This window comes from Mesorhizobium humile (genome assembly GCF_033977215.1).
Lineage (GTDB): Bacteria > Pseudomonadota > Alphaproteobacteria > Rhizobiales > Rhizobiaceae > Mesorhizobium > Mesorhizobium humile.
Window position 1 is genome coordinate 203,259 of record NZ_JAVIIV010000005.1, and the last position, 20,725, is coordinate 223,983.

At 64.4% G+C, this 20,725-nt stretch carries 25 protein-coding genes; 19 read left to right on the forward strand and 6 right to left on the reverse strand.

Annotated features, from left to right (window positions below):
* The first annotated feature begins 104 nt into the window (after positions 1-104).
* The 4 genes from RFM52_RS10805 (at position 105) to RFM52_RS10820 (ending at position 3,742) form a co-directional block, all read left to right on the forward strand.
* Positions 105-758, forward strand: coding sequence for a TetR/AcrR family transcriptional regulator (locus tag RFM52_RS10805; protein ID WP_320293208.1), 654 nt, complete (start codon positions 105-107; stop codon positions 756-758).
* A 44-nt stretch (positions 759-802) separates the two neighbouring features.
* Complete coding sequence (locus RFM52_RS10810; RefSeq protein WP_320293207.1) at positions 803-1,834, forward strand: histone deacetylase family protein; 1,032 nt, start codon at positions 803-805, stop codon at positions 1,832-1,834.
* 430 nt (positions 1,835-2,264) lie between these two features.
* Positions 2,265-2,975 (forward strand): helix-turn-helix transcriptional regulator, encoded by a 711-nt coding sequence (locus RFM52_RS10815; protein WP_320293206.1) that lies wholly within the window; start codon positions 2,265-2,267, stop codon positions 2,973-2,975.
* Positions 2,972-3,742, forward strand: coding sequence for a helix-turn-helix transcriptional regulator (locus RFM52_RS10820; RefSeq protein WP_320293205.1), 771 nt, complete (start codon positions 2,972-2,974; stop codon positions 3,740-3,742). Before RFM52_RS10815 ends, RFM52_RS10820 begins: the two co-directional genes overlap by 4 nt.
* 126 nt (positions 3,743-3,868) lie before the next feature.
* Here the strand turns inward: RFM52_RS10820 and RFM52_RS10825 are convergent, their stop codons facing one another.
* From RFM52_RS10825 to motA, 6 genes are read right to left on the reverse strand one after another with little or no spacing between them, the layout of a single operon-like run.
* Positions 3,869-4,303 (reverse strand): hypothetical protein, encoded by a 435-nt coding sequence (locus RFM52_RS10825; protein WP_320293204.1) that lies wholly within the window; start codon positions 4,301-4,303, stop codon positions 3,869-3,871.
* A 17-nt stretch (positions 4,304-4,320) separates the two neighbouring features.
* Positions 4,321-5,403: a flagellar biosynthesis protein FlhB gene (gene flhB / locus RFM52_RS10830; protein WP_320293203.1), complete on the reverse strand. Its 1,083-nt coding sequence runs from the start codon at positions 5,401-5,403 to the stop codon at positions 4,321-4,323.
* A gap of 24 nt (positions 5,404-5,427) precedes the next feature.
* On the reverse strand, positions 5,428-6,450 hold the full coding sequence (locus RFM52_RS10835) for a flagellar motor switch protein FliG (RefSeq protein ID WP_320293202.1): 1,023 nt from the start codon (positions 6,448-6,450) through the stop codon (positions 5,428-5,430).
* A gap of 43 nt (positions 6,451-6,493) precedes the next feature.
* Positions 6,494-6,874, reverse strand: coding sequence for a flagellar motor switch protein FliN (gene fliN / locus RFM52_RS10840; RefSeq protein WP_320293201.1), 381 nt, complete (start codon positions 6,872-6,874; stop codon positions 6,494-6,496).
* A gap of 30 nt (positions 6,875-6,904) precedes the next feature.
* Entirely contained in the window at positions 6,905-7,843 is a 939-nt protein-coding gene (locus RFM52_RS10845) for a FliM/FliN family flagellar motor switch protein (protein WP_320293200.1), read from the reverse strand.
* A 34-nt stretch (positions 7,844-7,877) separates the two neighbouring features.
* Complete coding sequence (gene motA, locus RFM52_RS10850) at positions 7,878-8,753, reverse strand: flagellar motor stator protein MotA (protein ID WP_112096303.1); 876 nt, start codon at positions 8,751-8,753, stop codon at positions 7,878-7,880.
* Between the two features lie 147 nt (positions 8,754-8,900).
* Between motA and RFM52_RS10855 the strand changes: the two genes are divergently transcribed.
* The 15 genes from RFM52_RS10855 (at position 8,901) to RFM52_RS10925 (ending at position 20,490) form a co-directional block, all read left to right on the forward strand.
* The gene (locus RFM52_RS10855) at positions 8,901-10,022 is read left to right on the forward strand and encodes a DUF1217 domain-containing protein (RefSeq protein ID WP_320293199.1); all 1,122 of its coding nucleotides are present in this window, start codon (positions 8,901-8,903) and stop codon (positions 10,020-10,022) included.
* Between the two features lie 7 nt (positions 10,023-10,029).
* On the forward strand, positions 10,030-10,752 hold the full coding sequence (gene flgF, locus RFM52_RS10860) for a flagellar basal-body rod protein FlgF (RefSeq protein ID WP_320293198.1): 723 nt from the start codon (positions 10,030-10,032) through the stop codon (positions 10,750-10,752).
* 4 nt (positions 10,753-10,756) lie between these two features.
* Entirely contained in the window at positions 10,757-12,163 is a 1,407-nt protein-coding gene (gene fliI, locus RFM52_RS10865) for a flagellar protein export ATPase FliI (RefSeq protein ID WP_320293197.1), read from the forward strand.
* Entirely contained in the window at positions 12,144-12,923 is a 780-nt protein-coding gene (locus RFM52_RS10870; RefSeq protein WP_320293196.1) for a hypothetical protein, read from the forward strand. The genes fliI and RFM52_RS10870 overlap by 20 nt, the downstream gene beginning before the upstream one ends.
* Before the next feature lie 86 nt (positions 12,924-13,009).
* Entirely contained in the window at positions 13,010-13,390 is a 381-nt protein-coding gene (gene flgB / locus RFM52_RS10875; protein WP_320293195.1) for a flagellar basal body rod protein FlgB, read from the forward strand.
* Positions 13,391-13,392: 2 nt separating this feature from the next.
* The gene (flgC, locus tag RFM52_RS10880) at positions 13,393-13,809 is read left to right on the forward strand and encodes a flagellar basal body rod protein FlgC (RefSeq protein ID WP_320293194.1); all 417 of its coding nucleotides are present in this window, start codon (positions 13,393-13,395) and stop codon (positions 13,807-13,809) included.
* Positions 13,809-14,138: a flagellar hook-basal body complex protein FliE gene (gene fliE, locus RFM52_RS10885; RefSeq protein WP_320293193.1), complete on the forward strand. Its 330-nt coding sequence runs from the start codon at positions 13,809-13,811 to the stop codon at positions 14,136-14,138. The genes flgC and fliE overlap by 1 nt, the downstream gene beginning before the upstream one ends.
* Before the next feature lie 9 nt (positions 14,139-14,147).
* Positions 14,148-14,936, forward strand: coding sequence for a flagellar basal-body rod protein FlgG (gene flgG / locus RFM52_RS10890; protein WP_320293192.1), 789 nt, complete (start codon positions 14,148-14,150; stop codon positions 14,934-14,936).
* Positions 14,937-14,942: 6 nt separating this feature from the next.
* Positions 14,943-15,464 (forward strand): flagellar basal body P-ring formation chaperone FlgA, encoded by a 522-nt coding sequence (gene flgA / locus RFM52_RS10895; RefSeq protein ID WP_320293191.1) that lies wholly within the window; start codon positions 14,943-14,945, stop codon positions 15,462-15,464.
* Positions 15,465-15,613: 149 nt separating this feature from the next.
* Positions 15,614-16,702, forward strand: a complete 1,089-nt coding sequence (locus RFM52_RS10900; RefSeq protein WP_320293759.1) for a flagellar basal body P-ring protein FlgI — start codon at positions 15,614-15,616, stop codon at positions 16,700-16,702.
* Between the two features lie 8 nt (positions 16,703-16,710).
* A complete protein-coding gene (locus RFM52_RS10905; protein WP_320293190.1) occupies positions 16,711-17,316 on the forward strand; it encodes a MotE family protein in 606 nt (201 codons plus the stop codon).
* The gene (gene flgH, locus RFM52_RS10910; RefSeq protein ID WP_320293189.1) at positions 17,313-18,017 is read left to right on the forward strand and encodes a flagellar basal body L-ring protein FlgH; all 705 of its coding nucleotides are present in this window, start codon (positions 17,313-17,315) and stop codon (positions 18,015-18,017) included. Before RFM52_RS10905 ends, flgH begins: the two co-directional genes overlap by 4 nt.
* A gap of 18 nt (positions 18,018-18,035) precedes the next feature.
* Positions 18,036-18,530, forward strand: a complete 495-nt coding sequence (locus RFM52_RS10915) for a flagellar basal body-associated FliL family protein (RefSeq protein WP_320293188.1) — start codon at positions 18,036-18,038, stop codon at positions 18,528-18,530.
* Positions 18,527-19,258, forward strand: a complete 732-nt coding sequence (gene fliP / locus RFM52_RS10920) for a flagellar type III secretion system pore protein FliP (RefSeq protein WP_320293187.1) — start codon at positions 18,527-18,529, stop codon at positions 19,256-19,258. Before RFM52_RS10915 ends, fliP begins: the two co-directional genes overlap by 4 nt.
* A gap of 245 nt (positions 19,259-19,503) precedes the next feature.
* On the forward strand, positions 19,504-20,490 hold the full coding sequence (locus RFM52_RS10925) for a flagellin N-terminal helical domain-containing protein (RefSeq protein ID WP_320293186.1): 987 nt from the start codon (positions 19,504-19,506) through the stop codon (positions 20,488-20,490).
* Positions 20,491-20,725: the final 235 nt, after the last annotated feature.

Below are 20,725 nucleotides of genomic sequence, written 5' to 3' on the forward strand. Positions count from 1 at the left end.
TGCGACTGTTTATTCGCGTTTGTCAACAGCCGGAATTTGGAATGTATAGTGGACCGCACCGCGCGCCGATGGTGAGGCCGGGCGGGGAACGGGGGCAACGAACAGTGAAGCGCAGTCTCGACCGCAAGACCAAGATAGCGCTCGAACCGCGCAAGCAGCCGCGGCAGCAACGGTCAAGCAAGGTGGTCGACAGGATTCTCGACGCGGCGCTGATCCTGACGCGCGAGCAAGGAACCAGAACGCCAACGACACTCGCCATCGCGCAGCGCGCGGGCCTGTCGGTCGGTTCGGTTTATCAGTACTTTCCCAACAAGGAGGCCATTCTTTTGGACCTGGCCCGGCGCTGGCTGTCGTCTTTTCCCAAGGTCATCCAGAAGCGCATCGACGTCCCACGGCCAACCAACCGTGACGAGTTTCGGCGCGAGGTGCGCAAGCTCTTCATCGACACGTCCAGGCTCTATCTCGACAACGCCACGTTGATGCCGGTGATCGAGGCGATATCCGGCAATGCCGACCTAAGGCCGATCCAGGACGAATATGACAAGGAGATCATCGCCCTCTACGCCGCGTGGCTGCAGCATGTGAATCCGGCTCTCGAAGCCAAGATCGCCAGCCGGCTCGGCGTGCTGATGATGGAAGTCGGCCATGTCTGCCGGCTTGTCGGGCTGAAGAGGGATCGCAGGACCTTCGACCTCATCGAGGACGATGTGGAAGCCATGTGGCTCGCTCTGGTGACCCCCCATCTCAATCTCGACTGAATTTTCGCACCTCCAACCGATTTCGCACTTCCAGGGGAATTTCTATGAAAACTGTCTATTCGCCGCTTCACGCCGGTCATTCAGGCCAGATGGAACTGGTCACGTCGGCGATCGTGCCGGGCTTCGAGAAGCCGTCGCGGGCTGAATTCATCAGGGCGCGGGTGGAGAGCGAGAAGCTCGGGCCGATCATCGGACCGGTCGAGCACGACCTCGCCGCCGCCAAGCGCGTGCATGAAGCCCACTACATCGATTTCCTGCCGACGGTGTGGCCGGAATGGGTCGCCGCCGGCTTCAGGGGATCGGCCATGGGCTTCACCTGGCCGACGCGCGGCCTGCGCGGCGACGTGCCGCCGAAGCGGATCGATGCCTTGCTCGGCTATTATTCCTTCGACGCCGGCGCCACTTTCGTCGAAGGCACCTGGGCGGCGATCAAGTCCTCCTATGACGTCGCGCTGACCGCCGCCGCCCTGGTCAAGGGCGGCGAGCGCACCGCCTTCGCGCTTTGCCGCCCGCCCGGCCACCACGCGGGCGCTGCCTTCATGGGCGGCTATTGCTTCATCAACAACGCCGCCGTCGTCGCGCAGTGGTGTCGCGACCAGGGCGCCAAACGCGTCTCGATCCTCGATGTCGACTACCATCACGGCAACGGCACGCAGGAGATCTTCTATCGCCGCGGTGATATCCAGGTCCTCAACCTGCATGGCGATCCGATGGTCGAGTATCCGTTCTTCCTCGGCCATGCCGACGAGCGCGGCGAAGGCGAAGGCGAAGGCTTCAACATCAACTACCCGATGCCCTTCGGCACCAACTGGGACGGCTGGAGCGCGTCGCTGGAGGACGCCTGCGCCAAGCTCGCGGCCTACGCCCCCGACGTCGTCATCGTCTCGCTCGGCGTCGACACCTTCGAGAAGGACCCGATCAGCCAGTTCAAGCTGAAGAGCGAGGACTATCCCAAGATCGGCCGCCGCATCGCCAGCCTCGGCCTGCCGACGCTGTTCGTCATGGAAGGCGGCTACGCCGTCGAAGAGATCGGCATCAACGCCGTTGGCGTGCTGACCGGTTTCGAGGATCGCTGAACCAATCAGGGACATACGCCCTCGGACGCAACCGGGGGCGTGTTTTTTTGCGCCCCGCCGCGAAATCATCGGCTCAATTCGACTTTGAAATCACCGCCAAGTAACGCGAAGACCGGCTGCTGAGTCGCAAAGCGAGTCCACCGGATTCGATTTTGTCAAATCGCGTTTGATGTCGGATTCATCTGCGGGTAGATTAGACCCGAATCAGCCGGTCCATGGGGGGCGCGGCGACCACCCAAAGTCTCAAGTTCCGGCGCCAGGCCGGCACCAGACGCGGACGGTTTCGCGTTCCCTAGAGGGATTCGGCGCGGTTGGGCGCCGTTCGCGCCCGTGAGTGTGTCTTCGTAAACGTGACGCGTTTCGGGTCCGGCCGTTGGCTTCGCCAACACCGGGCACAAGGATCGATTCCGGCAAGAATCCAAGAATTAAAATGAGCAGTCCCGCCGCGCTTCTCCAACCCGACACTTCAGGCTCGCGCCTGACGTCGCGCGGCGATCTCACCTCCTTCTTCATGCAGCTTGCCGCCGATATCGGCGCCGACAGCTACATGCTGGTCGCCATCGTGCATGACCAGGACCGCAACGATGCGCGCATCGTCTCCTCCAACTGGATCTTCGATGCCATCGAGCTGATCGGCAAAAGGCTGATTGCCAACCTGGCGCTGGGTCCCTTGACCGTGGCGCCGGGCATACGCCCGAAGCCGTTGGTGGCGGCGCACGCGCCTGACGCCGGAGCATTGCTGACCGGTGAGGAAGCCCGCCTGCTCGACGTGCTCGGCCACGCTGAAATCTATTCGCTGAAGTTGAATGTCGGCCGGCAGCGCCTGTTCGTGCTGTTCTCGGCCGCCGAGGCGGGCAGGATCGACCTGACCGCCCTGATGAAGGCGCAGCTCAAATGCTGCTACGCGCTTTCCAGCATTCCGCAGCTGATCGCGGCGGCATCGATGCAGGATCCGCTGTCGGACCGCGAGCGCGAATGCCTCTTCTGGGTCTCGGAAGGCAAGACCACCGATGAGGTGGCCGTCATCCTCGGTGTCTCGTCGAACACCGTTAACAGCTACATCACGCATGCCATCCAGAAGTTCGCGGCCAGCAACCGCGCGATGGCGATCGCGACCGCGATCAGGAGCGGCATCATTTGAAGCACGCACAGGTCAGAGAGGCGGCAGCAGCCCTTTTCAACGATCAGCGCAATCCGTTTGGTGCCTTCTCGCTCGGCTCGGAGACCCATCACGCGGTCACCATTCCGGATGCCGTGCGGCGTTGCCGCTGGATCGCCGTCGATATCAACGCCTCGGCCTTCGGGCTCTATTTCGTCAGCCCCTCGCCCGAGCGCGCGCGACTGGTCGCGTGTTTCGATTCCGATTATCCCGGCACCGCGGTCGCGACCAAGTTCATCTCCGGCGCCAATGGCGAGGATATGGTGCGCCACAGCCGTCTCTCGACGGCGCCGCGCTGGTGGGCCGACGACGGCACCGCCGGGTCGCGACAGATCTTTGACGCGCTCGCCTGGGCCGAGCAGACCGCGCCGCTGGCGCCCGGCACCAACGGCATCGCCCTTCCGGTGCACGCCGATCGTGGTCAATGCGGACTGGTCGTTTTCCTGGGTTCTGAGATCGCGCTCACCGACGAAACACTCTGCGAGATCCACGCCCGCTCCTTCGCGCTCTTCGCGGCAGTCGCCCGCATCCGCCCCGGCGACGCCGGCAAAACGCGCTCGATCTCCAAGCGCGAGCTCGAATGTCTGAAGCTGACCGCCAACGGCAACACCAGCGAGGAGATCGCCAAGCTCCTCAAGCTCTCGGTACATACCGCCAACCAATATCTCACCCAGTCGACGCAGAAGCTCAACGCGGTCAACCGCAACCAGGCGGTCGCCAAGGCGTTGCGGCTCGGCCTGATCGAATAGCCGCGCCAATGCATGCAGCGGTTTTGGGCGACATGCATCAAAACCAAGGCTTAAAGCGCGTGGCCTGAACCCGTCTCAGCGCGCGGCGCTTTGAGCGTGCCATAGCGAGGTTTGGGACGACTGCAATCAAAAGGCCAGCGGCTCGGTCCTGCGGATGCGAGCCTCTTCGATCGCGTCCTCGAGCAAGGCCGTGTTGTGCTCGGGCGTCTCGCCGGGCTTCTCGAACGAGACATAGTTGACCACCACGGACGCCTCGTGCTCGGTCAGCGTCAGCTGGAAATAGACCGTCACGCCGCGTGGCCGCAGCTCGAGATCGAGCACGATGCGCGGGCTGCCGCTCCAGTCTACATGCGCCTCCGCGCCATGGCCGAGGCGAAGCGTGCCTGGCCGGAAGTAAAGCTCGGCCGCCGAATCCACCAGATCCGACAGGCAGGCGAGATGCTCGAGCCGGATGAAGGCGATATAGTCGGCAACGTCGATGAGCCTCAATTCACCCACAACGGGCTCGATGGCGCTGGCGACGATAAGCTCGCGGGAGTTGGCGTGTGGTTGCCGGTCCATGGATTAGCGGCGTCCGTTCATTGGGTTGCTTTGCGCGCGGCCTTTTTCGAGTAGACGATCCGCACCAACTCGGCGACCGCCTGGTAGAATTGCGACGGGATCACGCTATCAACCGAAACTTGCTTGTACATGGAGCGCGCGAGCGCCACGTCCTCGAAGATCGGAATGTTGTTCTCCTTGGCGATCTCGCGGATCTTGAGCGCTACCAGGTCCTGTCCCTTGGCCAGCACGATCGGCGCGGAATCTTCCTCGCGCACATATTTCAGCGCGATCGAATAGTGCGTCGGATTGGCGATCACCAGCGTCGCGCGCGGCACGGCCGTCATCATGCGTCTGCGCGCCCGGTCGCGCGCCAGCGAGCGCAGCCGCGACTTGACGATCGGATCGCCTTCCGACTGCTTCAGCTCGTCCTTGACTTCCTGCTTGGTCATACGCAGGTCGCGCCGCCAGTGGAAACGCGACCAGACGATGTCGATCACCGCGATCAGCCCCATGACGAAGACGATCGCCACAAGAATGTCGACGAAGATGCCGCGTATGACCATGCCGAACGAGACCGGGTTGGTGATCATGCCGGCAAGCAGCTTGCGATGATCTTCCGAGAGCGTGAAGCTCAGCACCGCGATGGCGAAGCCGAGCTTGGCAAGCGACTTCAGGAATTCGACCCAGCCCTGTGCGCCGAACATCCGGCTCCAGCCCTTGGCGATCGAGATGCGCGACAGCTGCGGCCTGATCCGTTCGCCGACGATTTGCGGCATGTTCTGGAAGACCGAGGCGCCGATGCCGGCAACCGTCAGCAGCACCAAGAGGCTGACCACGGCGCGGCCGATCTCGGTCATCACCTGCTTGTAGAGCGAGATGACGTCGGTCTCGGTGTCCATCGGCCAGGCTTCCGGCTTTTCCAGGAACGTCGACAGGAACATGCCGAGATCGACGATCGCGTCCTTGGCGTAGAAGACGGCGAAAACCAGTATGGCGAGGAAGGACGCAAAGATCGCGGTCTCACGCGAATGGGGCAGCTTGCCCTGTTCGATCGTGTCGCGGATCTTCTTTTCTGTGGCTTCCTCGGTTTTGGAATCCTTGTCGACCGCTTCAGCCATGGCGCTCTGACCGGGTCGCTATCGTCAGGCGGCTTCGGCGGGGGCGGTCTGCGTCGAAGGCAGCTCGAAAGCTCCTTCGCGCGACAGCCGGATGGCAGCGACCGATATGCTCTTGCGCGCCGCCATGATGTCGGCAAGGGCAATGCCTTCCGATCCCTGTCCAAGCTCGGACTCGATCATGCGGCGAGAGCGTGCGCCGATCGCCGACAGCGCCGATTCGGCGAGTTCCGGCGACGCGCCGCGCAGCGCCAGCGTGACGAGTTCGGTCGATAGCCCGTCGAACAGCAGAACCCGGGCTTTCTGCGGCAGTAGCGGCAGGTCGTCGAAGGCGAAAAGCCGCGACTTGACGCCGGCGAGATCGGGCGTGTTGGCGTTCTCCAGGTCCTGCATGAGTTCGTCCAGCTCCGGCTTCGCCATTTCGTTGAGCATGCTGGCGACGCGTTCCTGGCCGGCGGACGTGTCCCTGCTGGCCTTCTGCGACAGCACGCTCACGCGCAGCTGGTTCTCGACGATCCGCGATGCTGCGTCCGGGATGTTGGCCATCGTCACCATGCGTTTGGTGATCTGGCTGCGCATCGGCTTTTCCATGGTGAGCAGCACGTTGGCGGCTGTCTGCGGCGCGAGCTTCGACAGCACCATGGCCGACGTCTGCGGATGCTCGCCGGCAAGGAAGGCGCCAAGCCGCGCCGGCTCGAGCTTTTCGAGGTCCGGCCATATCGGCGCGGGTCCTTCCTGGACCGGCTCGAACTTCTTGTCACCCATGATGGCGCTCATCTCCTCGGGCGACAGCGATTCGTTGAGGATCGTGTCCATCCGGTCGGCTGAATCGAGCAGGCCGGCGCCCTCGGTGAATTCGGCTTCGAACTCGGCGACGATGCGCTCCAGATCGGCTTGCGGAATGGTGCGCAAGAGACGCGCGCCCTCGATCAGCGCCTTCAGCTCGTCCTGTTTGAAGAATTTGAGCAGGCGGCTGGCCGCGGGCTTGCCCATGGCCACCAATATGGCCGCCGCCTTTTGCGGACGTGTGAGCGCCAATGCCGTCGTCATGCGTGTTGCCCTCGCTGCCGGTTGGTCCGCACGCCGGCCATTCTCAGGCGCTCTTCGTCGCGGCGATGATTTCGGTGAGCCGGATGCCGAAACGCGTCGGATCGCTTTCCAGCACCGTGATCTCGCCGCGCGCGATCTTGCGGCCGTTGACCACGACGTCGACCGGCTCGCCGATGCGGCGGTTGAGCGCGACGGTGGAACCCTTTTGCAGCGCCATCAGCTCCGACACCGGCATCTCGGTGCTGCCCAGGATGATCTGCACGTCGACCGGAATGGCCATGATGATCGAAGAATTCGCACCCGACTGCAGGGCGGCATCCGGGCGCTTTTCCTCTTCCCGCAGCACGCCGCGCAGTTCCTCGATGGCGCGGTCGAGCTGTTCGTCGGGCTGGTCGGGTTCGGCTTCCACCTTGGTTTTTGCCATCTGTCGTCTCCATGAATCCCAGGCCTGGCGTCAGCCCGGCAGCAGTCCGTCGATGAAATCCTGCCCGGCATCATGCGGATGGCTGATGCGGACGGTGTAGTTCTGCCCCAGCTTGCCGAACTCGCAGACAAACAATGTCTTGTCGCGGGCGCTGAGCCTGGCGTTGATCTGCGCATTCTCCTCGAATTCGATCACCTGGCCGGGCTCGAACGCGGCGAGGTCGCCGAGCGTCAGCCGGGCGAGCGGCATCGTCGCTTCGAGCCGGACGGTCGAGCGCATCACCTCTTCGGAGAAGCGGGCGCGCCAGTCGAATTCCGTGGTCTCGCCGTCCTCACCCGTGGCGACGTCGCTGCTGCGCGCGGAAAGCAGCAGGCGCTGCGGGATCATCACCGTGAGCGTGCCGCTGTCGGACGGCGTCGACAGGCCATAGACGATGCGCACGGCGGCGCCGTCGCGCAACACGCGCCGCCTCGCGTCGTTGCCGGACATTGCTTTCGGCACCGGTAGGCGCAGGTCGAGCGAACGTTTGCCGGATCCGTTGAGTGCCGTCGCGACCTCCTGGAACACGGTGGTCGCGACATCGGCCTCGATCTGCGACAGGTCGCGCTCGATCGGCGCCACCGGCTGGTCGGGATCGCCGCCGAACAGTGCGCTCACCATCACGGCGACCGCTTGCGCATCCATCACCAGCGTCATGGCGTCGGCCGAAGCCGGCGACGAGACGACGCTCAGTGCAAAGGCGTCGCCGGCGCGCGAACGGGCCTCGGGAACGCGGCCGACCTCCACCACTTGGAGATCCACGCTCACCGGCGCGCCGAGTTCGCCCGCAAGCGCCTTCTGCAGCACCGGCAGCGCCCGCTCGGCCATGCCGCGGCCGACGCCGATCACCTGCGCCGCCTCGCCGCTGTCGCCGACGAGCCGCTCGATGATCAACTGCCGGGTTTGCGAAGGACTGCCCGGACTTGTCATGACGGCAGGCGGCCCTGTCTGAGACGCTGCATGCTCAGGCCGCCTTCTTCTCGGCCGCGCCAGCGTTCATGGTGCTCTGCTCCACCGCATCGATCGTCGGACGCTCGTAGGAAGAGATGGTCTTGCGGCCGAACTCGATCGCCACCTGCGGCAAGGCGCCGTTCATATACGCAAGCAGCGTCTGCTTGACGATGATGTAGAGGCGGTTCTTCTTTTCGCGCACCGTCTTGATCTTGGTGGCGACCGGACCGACCACCGCATAGGACAGGAAGATGCCGAGGAAGGTTCCGACAAGTGCCGCGCCGATCAGGCCGCCGAGGATTTCCGGCGACTGGTCCAGCGCGCCCATCGCCTTCACCACGCCGAGCACGGCCGCCACGATGCCCAGCGCCGGCAGACCGTCACCGACCGCGACCATTGCGTGATAGGCTTTCAGCTTGTCGGTGCGGATCGTCTGGATCTCTTCGTCCATCAGTGCTTCGATCTCATGCGAACGGGCATTGCCGATGATGATAATGCGGCAATAGTCGCAGATGAAATTCGTCAGGTCGTGGTTCTTCAGCACGGTCGGAAAGGCCTGGAAGATGGCCGACTCTTCCGGATTGTCGATATGCGCCTCGACCTCGCTGCGCGACTTCGAGCGCAATTCGCGCATCAGGCTGTGCAGGACGCCCAGCGTCTCCAGGTAGTCGCGCTCCTTCGGCACCGCCTGCTTGAAGGCCTCGAGAATGCCCTTGCCGGTGTCCTTGACCGTCTTCATCGGATTGGCGACGAGGAAGGTCCCGAGCGCGGCGCCGCAGATGACCACCGCCTCCCAAGGCTGCAGCAGCACATGCAGATGCCCGCCCATGGCCATGAAGCCGCCGAGAACGCAGCCGAGCGTCACCACAAGTCCGATCAGAATGCCCACGACAGGTCCTTCCGCATGTCACGTCGTGGATCAGGGATAGTCCTCGTGCCTTGTGTGAGGCTTGAATCGAAGGCAGCGAACGCGATTCAGCTTCGCGCAAGGAAGTGACGCTATTGTGCAGGGATAGCTTCGGCCGGAGGCGTCTCCTTGCTCAGTACCTACACCAGCTACCAGTTGATCGCCAAAGACATCAACAAATCGATCACCCAGGTCGAGCAACAGCCGACGGTCGATCGCGATACGCAATATTATCTGGCCAATATCGGCAAGGTTAAATCGATCGACGATTTCGTAAACAACGACCGCCTGTTCAAATATGCCATGAAGGCTTACGGACTGGAGGGCATGGACTATGCCAAGGCCTTCATGGTCAAGGCGCTGAAGGAAGGCGTCTCCAACACCGACAGCTTCGCCAACAAGCTGACCGACAAGCGCTACGCCCAGTTCGTCGCTGCCTTCAACTTCGCGGCCGACGGCGCCAATGCGACGGTCTACAACCCGACGCAGCAGCAGGTTACAGCGAACTACGCTGCACAGGCCGAGATCGCCGGCCTCGATCCGAATTCGGACTATGTGAAAGGCGAGACGACCTACTATCTCGCCAACATCACCAAGGTGAAGTCGATCGACGATCTGATGTCGAACGGTCGGCTCTACACTTACGCGCTGGCCGCGTTCGGCCTGGATTCGGCCACCGAGAACAAGGACCTGATCAAGTCCGTCCTGCAAGGCGGCGTGAAGGATCCCAAAAGCGTCGCCAACCAGCAAACCAACAAGGCCTATGCCGGCCTCGCCGCTGCTTTCAACTTCGCGCAATACGGCGACACGACCACCACTCGCGTTGCGGCGCAGCAGCCGACCGTCGACATGTATCTGCGCCAGACATTGGAAGAGAATGCCGGCCAGAGCAACGAAGGCGTTCGGTTGGCGCTCTATTTCCAGCGCAAGGCGCCCGACATCACCAGCTGGTACGACGTGCTGGCCGACACCGCTTTGGCCAGCGTGGTGCGCAGCGCGCTCGGCCTGCCCGATTCCTTCGCCACCGCCGACGTCGACAAGCAGGCGCAGTTGTTCGGGCAGAAGCTCGACATCAAGGACTTCACCGACCCGGCCAAGCTCAGCAAGTTCCTGACCCGCTTCACCAGCATGTACGAGATCGCCCATCCGACCTCGACGGCCGTGACGTCGGTCAGCGTGCTCTTCGCGCAGCCGACCACCGTCGGCATCTCTACCGATCTGATGATGGCCATGCAGCAGTTGAAGTTCTGAGAAGATCATGCAGGACAGCCTTTACGTCGCCCTTTCCTCCCAGATCGCGCTCGAGCGTCGTCTCGACACCATCGCCGATAACGTCGCCAACGCCTCGACCATCGGCTTTCGCGCCACCGGCGTGAAGTTCGAGGACGTGGTCTCGGGCACCGGGTCGAAGTCGGTCTCCTTCGCCTCCTCCGGCAAGACCTATTTGTCCGGTGCGCATGGCGCGCTGACCGAGACCGGCAACCCGTTCGACTTCGCCATCCAGGGCAACGCCTGGTTCGCCATCGACACGCCAGCCGGCACGGTGATGACGCGCGACGGCCGTTTCTCCATGAACGAGAACGGTGAACTGATGTCGATCGAAGGCTATCCGGTGTTGGACAGCGGCGGCGCTCCGATCCAGCTCGATCCGCGCAACGGCCCGCCCAAGGCAGGCGCCGACGGCTCGCTCAGGCAGAACGACCAGTTGGTCGGAGCCCTCGGCCTCTACGATTTCGACCCCGGCGAGAATTTCGTCCGCTATGGCAATTCGGGCATCGTTCCGGCGCGCACGCCCGAACCTGTCACCGATCGCTCGGACGTCGGCGTCGCTCAAGGGTTTCTGGAAGAGTCGAACGTCAACCCAGTGCTGGAAATGACCCGGCTGATCCAGGTGCAGCGCGCTTTCGAGAACACGGCGGCGCTGATGCGGCAGACCGATTCCTCCACCGACGACGCGATCAAGACGCTCGGCTCGAAGTGACGGCATGACGACCGGCTCGTCCCTGTTGCGCGCTTCGGAGAGCCCGGCGGATACCGGGCACACGGACAGGCTGGCCGCGCTCGAACGCGTCTGGCGGCGGTTCGACGATCCGCAGGCGCTGCTTGCGCGCGGCGGCCGCGTCGCCGAGATATCGCCGACGCACTACAAGGTCCGCGGCCTGTCCGGAATTGCCAGGCTCGGCGACATCGTCGAGCAGCGCGGCAAGGCCGGCACACGCCGCGGCGAGATCGTCAAGATCGGCAGCGACGAGGTGGTGGTCGCGCCATTCGACCGCAGCGCCGATGCCGGTATCGGCGACGCCGTCTTTCGCCGCGGCCCGCTCGCCGTCACGCCGCATGTCTCGTGGCGCGGGCGCGCCATCGATGCCTTGACCCGCGCCATTGACGGCGGACCGCCGCTGATCAGGCCGAATGCCGCCGAGGTCGGGCATGCCGCGACGCCGGGCGCCCTGGCGCGCCAGCGCGTCGGCACCGGCTTCCTCACCGGCGTCAGGGTGATAGACATCTTCACTCCGCTCTGCTTCGGCCAGCGGCTCGGCATCTTCGCCGGTTCCGGCGTCGGCAAGTCGACGCTGCTTGCGATGCTGGCCGGCGCCGAGGCTTTCGATACGGTGGTCGTGGCACTGATCGGCGAGCGCGGCCGCGAGGTGCGCGAATTCCTCGAGGACACGATCGGCGCCGAGAGCATGGCCAAGACCGTCGCCGTCGTCGCCACCAGCGACGAAAGCGCCATGATGCGCCGCCGCGCGCCCGACACCGCCATGTGCGTGGCCGAGCATTTCCGCGACCAAGGCCATCGCGTGCTCTTGGTGCTGGATTCCATCACCCGCTTCGCGCATGCGCTGCGCGAGGTGGCGACCGGAACCGGCGAGCCGCCGGTCGCGCGCGGCTATCCGGCCTCGGTCTTCACCGACCTGCCGAAGCTGCTCGAACGCGCCGGGCCTGGAGCCGAGGGCAAGGGTTCGATCACCGCCATCATTTCCGTGCTGGTCGACGGCGACGACCACAATGATCCCGTCGCCGACTCGGTGCGCGGCATCCTCGACGGCCATGTCGTGCTCGACCGCTCGCTTGCCGAGCAGGGCCGTTATCCGCCGGTCAATCCGCTGTCGTCGATCTCCCGCCTCGCCGACAAGGCCTGGAGCGCCGAGCAGCGCATGCTGGTGACAAGGCTGAAATCGATGATCGCGCGCTTCGAGGACACGCGCGACATCCGTCTGCTGGGCGCTTATCAAAGCGGTGCCGATGCCGAGCTCGACAACGCGGTGCGCCAGGTGCCGGTGATCTACGAGGCGCTCACGCAATCGCCGAGGGACCGCGCATCGGCCGATCCGTTCGCCGACCTCGCCCGCCATCTCAAGGGGAAGCTGAATGGCGATCAAGGAGACTGAGCTCCAATACACCGAGCGCATGTTGCGCGACATGCTTGCCGAGGCCGAGGCGGCGGAAAGAGCCGAGGCCGACGCGGCAAGGCTTGCCAAGGACAGGGCCGCCCGCGCCAGGACGGAGAAGGCAACAGCGCTTCTGACCAAAGCCGACAGGCCGCATCCACCGCGGACTTCCACCGCCGACGTTGCACAGGCCAGCCGCGATTCCTTGCTCGACGGCCTCTTTCCCCGGACCGAATGGCCGGAGCCGCCGAAAGCCCAGTTCCCGCGCCTGGCCGACAAGAGCGCCGATCGCCGCAGCGATTTCGTGATCGCCGCGCTTGGCATCACGCTCGGCCTGATCTGCGCGTTGTTCCCCTGGTATATCTTCTTCAATCAGGAGCAGTTCGGCGTTCAGTCGATCAAGTTCGGCGGCAGCGGCAGCAATTCCGGACGCGCGGGCGGTGGCGTCGTGGCCGAACGCAGCGGACCACTGACGGCCAAGGACGTTCCCGACGCCGATATCGACCTGTTCGCCACCGGAACGGTGCTGGACGACCCCGCGCCGCCGCCCGGCGACCAGCCCTTCCCGGCCGCCGCTTCGGAATTCAAGATGGTGCATGTCGCCAACGGCCGCGCCATGATCGAGGACGATACCGGTCTGTGGATCGTCCAGCGTGGCTCTGTCCTGCCCGATTCCAGCCGCGTCGCCTCGATCGAGCAGCGCGGCGGCAAGTGGGTGATCGTCACCAGCGCCGACAAGGTGATCCAGCTCTCCAGGTAACGGCGCCGGGTCGCGTGACCCATCCCGCGCAAGGTCCGCGCAAGACTGGCCGCCTAGTCTTGTGCGTAATTGCCCGGGAGATTCCCATGGAACCCGTAAATCTTTTCGATCTTGCCACGCGGCAGTCGCAATGGCTGGCCGTGCGTCAGTCGGCGATTGCCTCCAACATCGCCAACGCCAACACGCCGGGCTACACGGCCAATGACGTCGAGCCCTTCGAAAAGGTCCTCGACCGGACCGCGGTGACGCTTGCCGCCACGCAGACCGGCCACCTTGGCGCCGAAACGGCCAATGCCGGCTTCAACGTCAAGCCGGAAGACGCTGACGGCGCGATCATGCCTTCGAAGAACACCGTGGTTGTCGAGCAGGAATTGATGAAGGCCGGCGAGGTCCGCCGCTCCTTCGAGCTCAACACGGCGATCGTCAAAGCCTTCCATTCGATGATGACAATGGTGGTGAAGAGCTGATCATGGACGCCCTTACTGCAGCCCTCAAAGTCGCGGCATCCGGTCTTGGCGCCCAGTCGGAGCGCCTGCGCGTGGTCTCGGAAAACCTCGCCAACGCCCAGTCGACCGGCAGCACGCCGGGCGCCGACCCCTATCGCCGCAAGACGATCACCTTCCAGTCCGAGGTCGACCGCGCGACCGGCGGCTCGCTGGTGGAAGTCAGCGCGATCTCCCGCGACCCTTCGGACTTCCCGATCGAATTCCAACCCGGCAATGAAGCCGCCGACAACAAAGGGTACGTCAAGATGCCCAACGTCAACACGTTGGTCGAAATGGCCGACATGAGCGAGGCGAACCGCTCCTATGAAGCCAACCTGCAGGTCATCAAGCAGGCTCGCGATCTGATTTCCATGACCATCGACCTGATGAGGAACCAGTAATGATCGGCGGTATCGGGGCAATACAATTCAAAACGGCGGTTGACGGGGCGGAGTCGGCCTCACCCAACCTGCTGCAGGGCGGCATCGGAACGCAGGCCAGCGAAGGCCTCGGCAGCACCTTCGCCGACGTCCTCAGCCAGGCGGCGACGAAGACCGTCAACACGCTGCAGGGCGCCGAGCAGATGTCGATACAGGCGCTCAAGGGCGATGCCGACACGCGCCAGGTCGTCGATGCGGTGATGAGCGCCCAGCAGGCGCTGCAGACCACCATCGCCATCCGCGACAAGGTCGTCTCGGCCTATCTCGAAATCAGCCGCATGAGTATCTAGGACCGCGTCATGAAAGCCCTTGCCATCGCCGCCACCGGCATGAACGCCCAGCAGACCAACCTGGAAGTCATCGCCAACAACATCGCCAACATCAACACCACCGGCTACAAGCGGGCGCGGGCCGAATTCTCCGACCTGCTCTACCAGGTCGACCGCACGCAGGGCGTGCCCAACCGCTCCAACACCTCGCTGGTGCCGGAAGGCGTCTCGATCGGCCTCGGCGTCAAGACGACGGCGGTGCGCAACGTCCACACGCAAGGTGAATTGGCCAGCACCGGCAACAGTTTCGACCTGGCGTTGACCGGCAGGGGCTGGTTCCAGATCGAGGGCGCCGACGGCGGCACGCTCTACAGCCGCGCCGGCGCTTTCAACACCAATGCCACCGGGCAGCTCGTGACGGTCGACGGCGCCAATGTCATTCCGGCCATCACCGTGCCTACCAACGCCGTCGAGGTGATCGTCAACAAGACCGGCCAGGTTTTTGCCCGCCTGGACGGCCAGACTAACCTCCAGCTTCTCGGACAGCTCCAGATCGCCAACTTCGCCAACGAGGCGGGCCTGGCGCCGCTCGGCGACAACCTCTTCCAGGAAACGGCTGCGTCTGGCCCGGCCAATGTCGGCGTCCCCGGCGATCCCGGCTTCGCCACGATCCAGCAGGGCTATCTCGAATCCTCCAACGTCGATCCGGTCAAGGAAATCACCGAGCTGATCTCCGCCCAGCGCGCCTATGAAATGAACTCCAAGGTCATCCAGGCCGCCGACGACATGGCCTCGGTGGTCTCCAAGAACATCAGGTAACGGACGATGGCCGGGCCGATCTCCTCCGCAGTGCGTCGCGCCGCGCTGGCCACGGTCCTGGTGGCCGCGGGCACGCCGGCTTTCGCGCAGGACGCGACCGGCCAGTCGGCGAACCAGATCGCCGCCGGCCAGGCCGTCGGCGAGGCCGTGCTGATCCCCAACAGGGTCATCTATCCCGGCGAGACCATCGAGCCCGCCTCGCTCAAGCAGGTGACGCTGATCCCCGGCAAGCACAAGCCGGACGGCATGGCGACGCGTACCGAGGAACTCCAGGGCAAGGTCGCCAAGCGCACGCTCCTGCCCGGCCGCTACATCCCGGTCAGCGCCATCCGCGACGCCTGGCTGGTCGAGCAGGGCGCGTCCGTGCAGGTCTATTTCACCGCCGGCGCGCTCACCATTTCGGCGGCCGGCGTCACGCTGCAGCCAGGCGCCGCCGGCGACCAGATCAAGATCCGCAACATCGACAGCGGCAAGGTCATCTCGGGCACGGTGATGGCCGACGGCACCATCCAGGTCGGCGCTTCGTGATGCGCGTGCTTGCCCTCCTGCTGAGCGCTGCCATCGGCCTTCAGCCGGCATTGGCGGATGGGCTGACTCCCAAGGCCAAGCGCGAGCTCGCGCAGAAGAACGGCGGCGTCTACGACGATCCGGAATACGATCCGGCAACGACGCAGCGCATGTTCCGGGTCTCGACCGGGCCAAGCACGCTGCCGCCCGGCCAGGTCGCCGCGCGCATCAAGGACATCGCGCAGCTGCAGAGCGCGCGCGACAACCAGCTGGTCGGCTACGGCCTGGTCATCGGCCTTGCCGGAACCGGCGACAGCCTGCGCAACTCGCCCTTCACCGAACAGTCGATCCGCGCCATGCTTGAGAATCTCGGCATCGCCACCGAGGGTGGCAGCGCGCGCGCCAAGAACGTGGCCGCCGTCATCGTCACCGCCAACATGCCGCCCTTCGTCCAGTCGGGCGCCCGCATCGACATCGATGTCTCCTCGATGGGCGACGCCACCTCGCTTGCCGGCGGCACGCTGGTGATGACGCCGCTGAAGGCGGCCGATGGCGAGATCTATGCCGTCGGGCAAGGCTCCGTGATCGTCGGCGGCTTCACCGCCCAAGGCCAGGCCCAGCAGCTGACGCAAGGCGTGCCGACCGCCGGCCGCGTGCCGAACGGCGCCATCGTCGAGCGCGCCGTGCCGGCTGAATTCGACGATCAGGGCGTGCTGACGCTGCAACTGCGCAATCCCGATTTCTCGACCGCTATCCGCATCGCCGACGCCATCAACGACTACACCTCGCAGCGCTTCGGCATGCGCGTCGCCGCCGAGCGCGATGCCCGCACCGTGCAGATCAGACGACCGAAGAACGTCTCCGCCGCGCGTTTCTATGCCGAGATCGAAAATCTGGTCGTCGAATCGGACGCCCCTGCCCGTGTCGTCATCGACGAGCGCACCGGCACCATCGTCATCGGCAACAATGTCAGGATCTCGCGCGTGGCGATCAGCCATGGCACGCTCACCGTGCGCATCACCGAAGCGCCAAGAGTGGTCCAGCCGGAACCCTTCTCCAGGGGCCAGACCGCGGTCGAGCCTTTCACCGCCATCCAGGCGAGCCGGCCCGACGCGCGCGTCGCGGTGCTCGACGGCCCCGATCTCGAAACGCTTGTCTCCGGCCTCAACCGTCTCGGCGTGAAGCCCGATGGCATCATCGCCATCCTGCAGGGCATCAAATCGGCCGGCGCCCTTCAGGCCGACCTGGTTCTCCAATAGGCACGCCGATGAACGCGCTCTTCTCCTCAAACCCGCACCGTCACCTGAGCCTCTGCGCCGCCGGGGCGATCGTTGCTCTGTTGGGTGTGACCGTCGCCCGCGCCGACGAGGTGCGCCAGATATTGCCCGGTGGACAGGCGCCACTTCAGCCGGCCCAACTCAAGCGCGAGACCGTGCCGGTTCAGCCGGCCGCGCTTGCGGACGGGAAGGCGCCTGACGAAAGCGAGGTACAGCGCTTCTGCTCCAACATCGCGGATGCCGCGCGCGACCGCCGCTACGCTCTTCAGGCCGAGGAATTGAAGCAGCTACAAGCCGGCATCGACGAGCGCATGAAAGCGCTTGAAGCAAAGCGGGCCGAATACGAGGAATGGCTGAAGCGCCGCGAAGTGTTCCTGGCGCGCGCCGAGGACGGCGTCGTCAAGATCTATGCCGGCATGAAGCCCGATGCCGCCGCCGAACGTCTGGCGATGGTCAATGCCGAGCTCGCGGCGGCCATCCTGATGAAGCTGGACTCGCGCAAGGCCGGCGTCATCCTGAACGAAATGGACCAGAAGGCGGCGGCGACGCTCACCGGCATCATGGCCAGCGCGGCGCGAAGGGTTGATCCGTCATGAAGTTGAAACTGCTCGCCCTGGTCGCCCTCGCCACCCTGACCGGCTGCGGCACCGATCTCAGGGAGATCAACAGGGAACCCGCTCTGTCGCCGGTCGGTTCCGGCATCAGTGACGGCGGCCCGGGCCCGTACAGCTACCCCGAGCCGCCTGCCTCGCGGCCGAAGAAATTCTCGCTGTGGGACGATCGCCAGAGCCGGCTCTTCACCGATCCGCGCGCGCTGCGCGCCGGCGACATCCTGACCGTCAACATCAAGCTCAACGACAGGGCCAATTTCAAGAACCAGAACGACCGCAGCCGCACCGCCGCGCGCAAGCTCGGCTACGACATCAATCTCGGCTGGGAAAAGGCAAGCACCAGCGGCAAGGGCGACGCCGGCTTGAGTTCCAGCACCGAGACCAATGCCGACGGCGAGATCAAGCGCTCGGAAGACCTCGCCCTCAACGTCGCCGCCGTCGTTACCGAGGTGCTGCCCAACGGCAATCTGATGATCAGGGGCTCGCAGGAGGTTCGCGTCAACTACGAGCTTCGGGTGCTGACCATCGCCGGCATGGTTCGTCCGTCCGACATCGGCGCCGAAAACACCATCCCCTACGAGCGCATCGCCGAGGCGCGCATCTCCTATGGCGGTCGAGGCCGTGTGAGCGAGGTCCAGCAGCCGGCCTATGGCCAGCAGGTCCTCGACCAGGTTCTTCCCTTCTAGGCCCGGGAGAGCGCTGCCATGGCGAATGTCGAGCAGGTCCAGCCCAAGAAGGGACCTTCCCTGGTGATCCAGCTCGCCATGCTGTTGGCCATGACCGGCGCGGCCGTCGGCATGGGCTGGCTTTCCGGCGGCTATCTCAAGCAAGGCGAAACGCCGGCGCCGGTGCCCGCGGCGCCGGAAAATGCCGGCACCGCTGAAAAACCCGCCGAAGGCGGCAAGGCGGTCGCCGGGCCGACACTGGTTCCGCTGGCGGCGATCACCACCAATCTCGCTTCGCCGTCGGACGTCTGGATCCGGCTGGAGACGTCGCTGCTCTACGATGCTCCCCAGCCGCCGGAAATGGCCGAGCAGATCCAGCAGGACCTGCTCGCCTATGTGCGCACACTCAAGCTGCATCAGATCGAAGGCGCCAGCGGCTACCAGCATCTCAAGGCCGATCTCGAGGAGCGCGCGGCGCTGCGCAGCGGCGGCCACGTCAAACAGGTTCTCATCAGGACGATGCTGCTCGAATGAGAAAGTTCCTTATAGCGACCGCGCTCATCGTCGTCACCACGTCCGTCGCTGCCGCCCAGCAGCTCGATCTTGGCGGCATCAGCAAGGCCGACGGCACGACCGTCGGCTATCTGATCCAGATGTTCGGCCTGCTCACCGTGCTTTCGGTGGCGCCAGGCCTTTTGATCATGGTGACGAGCTTCACCCGCTTCGTCATCGCCTTCTCGATCCTGCGCGCCGGCATCGGCCTGCAATCGACGCCGGCCAACCTGATCCTGATCTCGCTGTCGCTGTTCATGACCTTCTATGTCATGGCGCCGACCTTCGACCAGGCCTGGAACACCGGCGTCAAGCCGTTGATGGACAACCAGATCACGCAGGCCGAGGCGTTCGAGAAGATTTCCGGCCCGTTCCGCGATTTCATGCTGCACAATGTGCGCGACAAGGATTTCGACCTCTTCGCCGACCTCGCCCGCGAGCGTGGCCAGACCGTCTCGCGCGAGACCGTCGACCTGCGCATCCTGGTGCCGGCCTTCATGATCTCGGAGATCCGGCGCGGCTTCGAGATCGGCTTCCTCATCGTCCTGCCGTTCCTCGTCATCGACCTCATCGTCGCCACCGTCACCATGGCCATGGGCATGATGATGCTGCCGCCGACAGTGGTGTCGCTGCCGTTCAAGATCCTGTTCTTCGTGCTGATCGACGGCTGGAACCTTCTGGTCGGCAGCCTGGTGCGATCCTTCACCTGATCGTTTCCCCCGGACCACGCGAAAGCGTGCGCAAAGTCTCGACCGCTTGAGCAAAGTGCGCGCAAGTCTTCCTGACATTATTTTCGATTAACCGTCCCATTTAGGTCTTTGGTAGGGACTTCCCGCCATAGTCGCTCGCAGATGGCGGGTGACCCAGTTGAGCGGTCATTGGCATGATGCCGCACCGTCATACCGGACATGCCGGTATGTCAAAAAAATCCGTGTAAAAATAAGGTACGAGTACCATGGCCAGTATCATGACCAACAGCGCTGCGTTGACCGCGCTGCAGAGCCTCAACAATACCCAGAACCAGCTCCAGACCACCCAGACCCGCATCTCGACGGGTTATCGCGTCTCCCAGGCTTCCGACAACGCCGCTTACTGGTCGATCGCCACCACGATGCGCTCCGACAACCAGGCCATGTCCACCGTTTCGGACGCGCTCGGCCTCGGCGCCTCGAAGGTCGACACCGCCTACACCGGCATGAGCAGCGCGATCACCACGATCAACCAGATCCAGCAGAAGCTGACCGCCTCCTACGGCCAGACGGATGCTTCGAAGGAAAAGACGCAGGTTGAAATCAAAGCTCTTCAGGACCAGCTGAAGGCCTATGCCGACGGCGCCACCTTCTCCGGCACCAACATGCTGTCGGTGTCGACGGCCTCGGGTACCGCTGCCGACGTCAAGATCGTTTCGGCCTTCAACCGCGACGCCACGGGCGCGGTTTCAATCTCGACGATCGACGTCAACGTGGAAAGCATCAAGCTCTATGACGCGGGCGCTGCCCCGACCTCGAAGGGCATTCTCGATGCGGCTCGCCTCGGCACCACCGGCGCTACGACCGCCACGGCACAGAACCCGACCCTGGGCGCCGCTCCCGTAGCCGGCGATACTTATTCGGTTTCCAGCCTGTCCATCTTCACGGGCACCACCGCCGCCAGCGACGCTCAGATCTCGCAGATGATGAACGTCGTCGACGCAGCGCTGAAGGACATGACGACCGCCGCCACCAAGCTCGGCGCCGCCAAGAGCTCGATCGACCTGCAGAAGACCTTCACCTCGAGCCTGATGGACTCCATCGATCGCGGCGTCGGCCAGCTCGTCGATGCCGACATGAACAAGGAATCGACCCGCCTCCAGGCGCTGCAGGTTCAGCAGCAGCTCGGCGTCCAGGCGCTGTCGATCGCCAACGGCTCGTCGCAGTCGATCCTGTCGCTCTTCCGCGGCTGATCGCTCTATATTGACAAGGCCAAAGCATCGGGCCGCGCCAAAAGCGCGGCCCGATTTGCGTTTGCTCAAGGCTCGCGCAACCCTCGTTCCTTAACCTCTCGGAAGCCTACTTTTAACAGGCCATTAACCATATCGCGCTAGGTATGGTTAACCAATCACTTAGGTTGTCGAATCGGCCCGACCGGCACGATCGCAACCGATGGACAGGCCGAACCGGCCTGTGTGGCATGCCGGC

What these genes read in the sequence shown, in the direction of transcription:
- RFM52_RS10810 (WP_320293207.1), top strand. Translation starts at nt 803, where the DNA reads ATGAAAACTGTCTATTCGCCGCTTCACGCCGGTCATTCAGGCCAGATG.
- RFM52_RS10815 (WP_320293206.1), top strand. Translation starts at nt 2,265, where the DNA reads ATGAGCAGTCCCGCCGCGCTTCTCCAACCCGACACTTCAGGCTCGCGC.
- RFM52_RS10825 (WP_320293204.1), bottom strand. Translation starts at nt 4,303, where the DNA reads ATGGACCGGCAACCACACGCCAACTCCCGCGAGCTTATCGTCGCCAGC.
- flhB (WP_320293203.1), bottom strand. Translation starts at nt 5,403, where the DNA reads ATGGCTGAAGCGGTCGACAAGGATTCCAAAACCGAGGAAGCCACAGAA.
- RFM52_RS10835 (WP_320293202.1), bottom strand. Translation starts at nt 6,450, where the DNA reads ATGACGACGGCATTGGCGCTCACACGTCCGCAAAAGGCGGCGGCCATA.
- fliN (WP_320293201.1), bottom strand. Translation starts at nt 6,874, where the DNA reads ATGGCAAAAACCAAGGTGGAAGCCGAACCCGACCAGCCCGACGAACAG.
- RFM52_RS10845 (WP_320293200.1), bottom strand. Translation starts at nt 7,843, where the DNA reads ATGACAAGTCCGGGCAGTCCTTCGCAAACCCGGCAGTTGATCATCGAG.
- flgF (WP_320293198.1), top strand. Translation starts at nt 10,030, where the DNA reads ATGCAGGACAGCCTTTACGTCGCCCTTTCCTCCCAGATCGCGCTCGAG.
- fliI (WP_320293197.1), top strand. Translation starts at nt 10,757, where the DNA reads ATGACGACCGGCTCGTCCCTGTTGCGCGCTTCGGAGAGCCCGGCGGAT.
- RFM52_RS10870 (WP_320293196.1), top strand. Translation starts at nt 12,144, where the DNA reads ATGGCGATCAAGGAGACTGAGCTCCAATACACCGAGCGCATGTTGCGC.
- flgB (WP_320293195.1), top strand. Translation starts at nt 13,010, where the DNA reads ATGGAACCCGTAAATCTTTTCGATCTTGCCACGCGGCAGTCGCAATGG.
- flgC (WP_320293194.1), top strand. Translation starts at nt 13,393, where the DNA reads ATGGACGCCCTTACTGCAGCCCTCAAAGTCGCGGCATCCGGTCTTGGC.
- fliE (WP_320293193.1), top strand. Translation starts at nt 13,809, where the DNA reads ATGATCGGCGGTATCGGGGCAATACAATTCAAAACGGCGGTTGACGGG.
- flgG (WP_320293192.1), top strand. Translation starts at nt 14,148, where the DNA reads ATGAAAGCCCTTGCCATCGCCGCCACCGGCATGAACGCCCAGCAGACC.
- flgA (WP_320293191.1), top strand. Translation starts at nt 14,943, where the DNA reads ATGGCCGGGCCGATCTCCTCCGCAGTGCGTCGCGCCGCGCTGGCCACG.
- RFM52_RS10900 (WP_320293759.1), top strand. Translation starts at nt 15,614, where the DNA reads ATGTTCCGGGTCTCGACCGGGCCAAGCACGCTGCCGCCCGGCCAGGTC.
- RFM52_RS10905 (WP_320293190.1), top strand. Translation starts at nt 16,711, where the DNA reads ATGAACGCGCTCTTCTCCTCAAACCCGCACCGTCACCTGAGCCTCTGC.
- flgH (WP_320293189.1), top strand. Translation starts at nt 17,313, where the DNA reads ATGAAGTTGAAACTGCTCGCCCTGGTCGCCCTCGCCACCCTGACCGGC.
- RFM52_RS10915 (WP_320293188.1), top strand. Translation starts at nt 18,036, where the DNA reads ATGGCGAATGTCGAGCAGGTCCAGCCCAAGAAGGGACCTTCCCTGGTG.
- fliP (WP_320293187.1), top strand. Translation starts at nt 18,527, where the DNA reads ATGAGAAAGTTCCTTATAGCGACCGCGCTCATCGTCGTCACCACGTCC.
- RFM52_RS10925 (WP_320293186.1), top strand. Translation starts at nt 19,504, where the DNA reads ATGGCCAGTATCATGACCAACAGCGCTGCGTTGACCGCGCTGCAGAGC.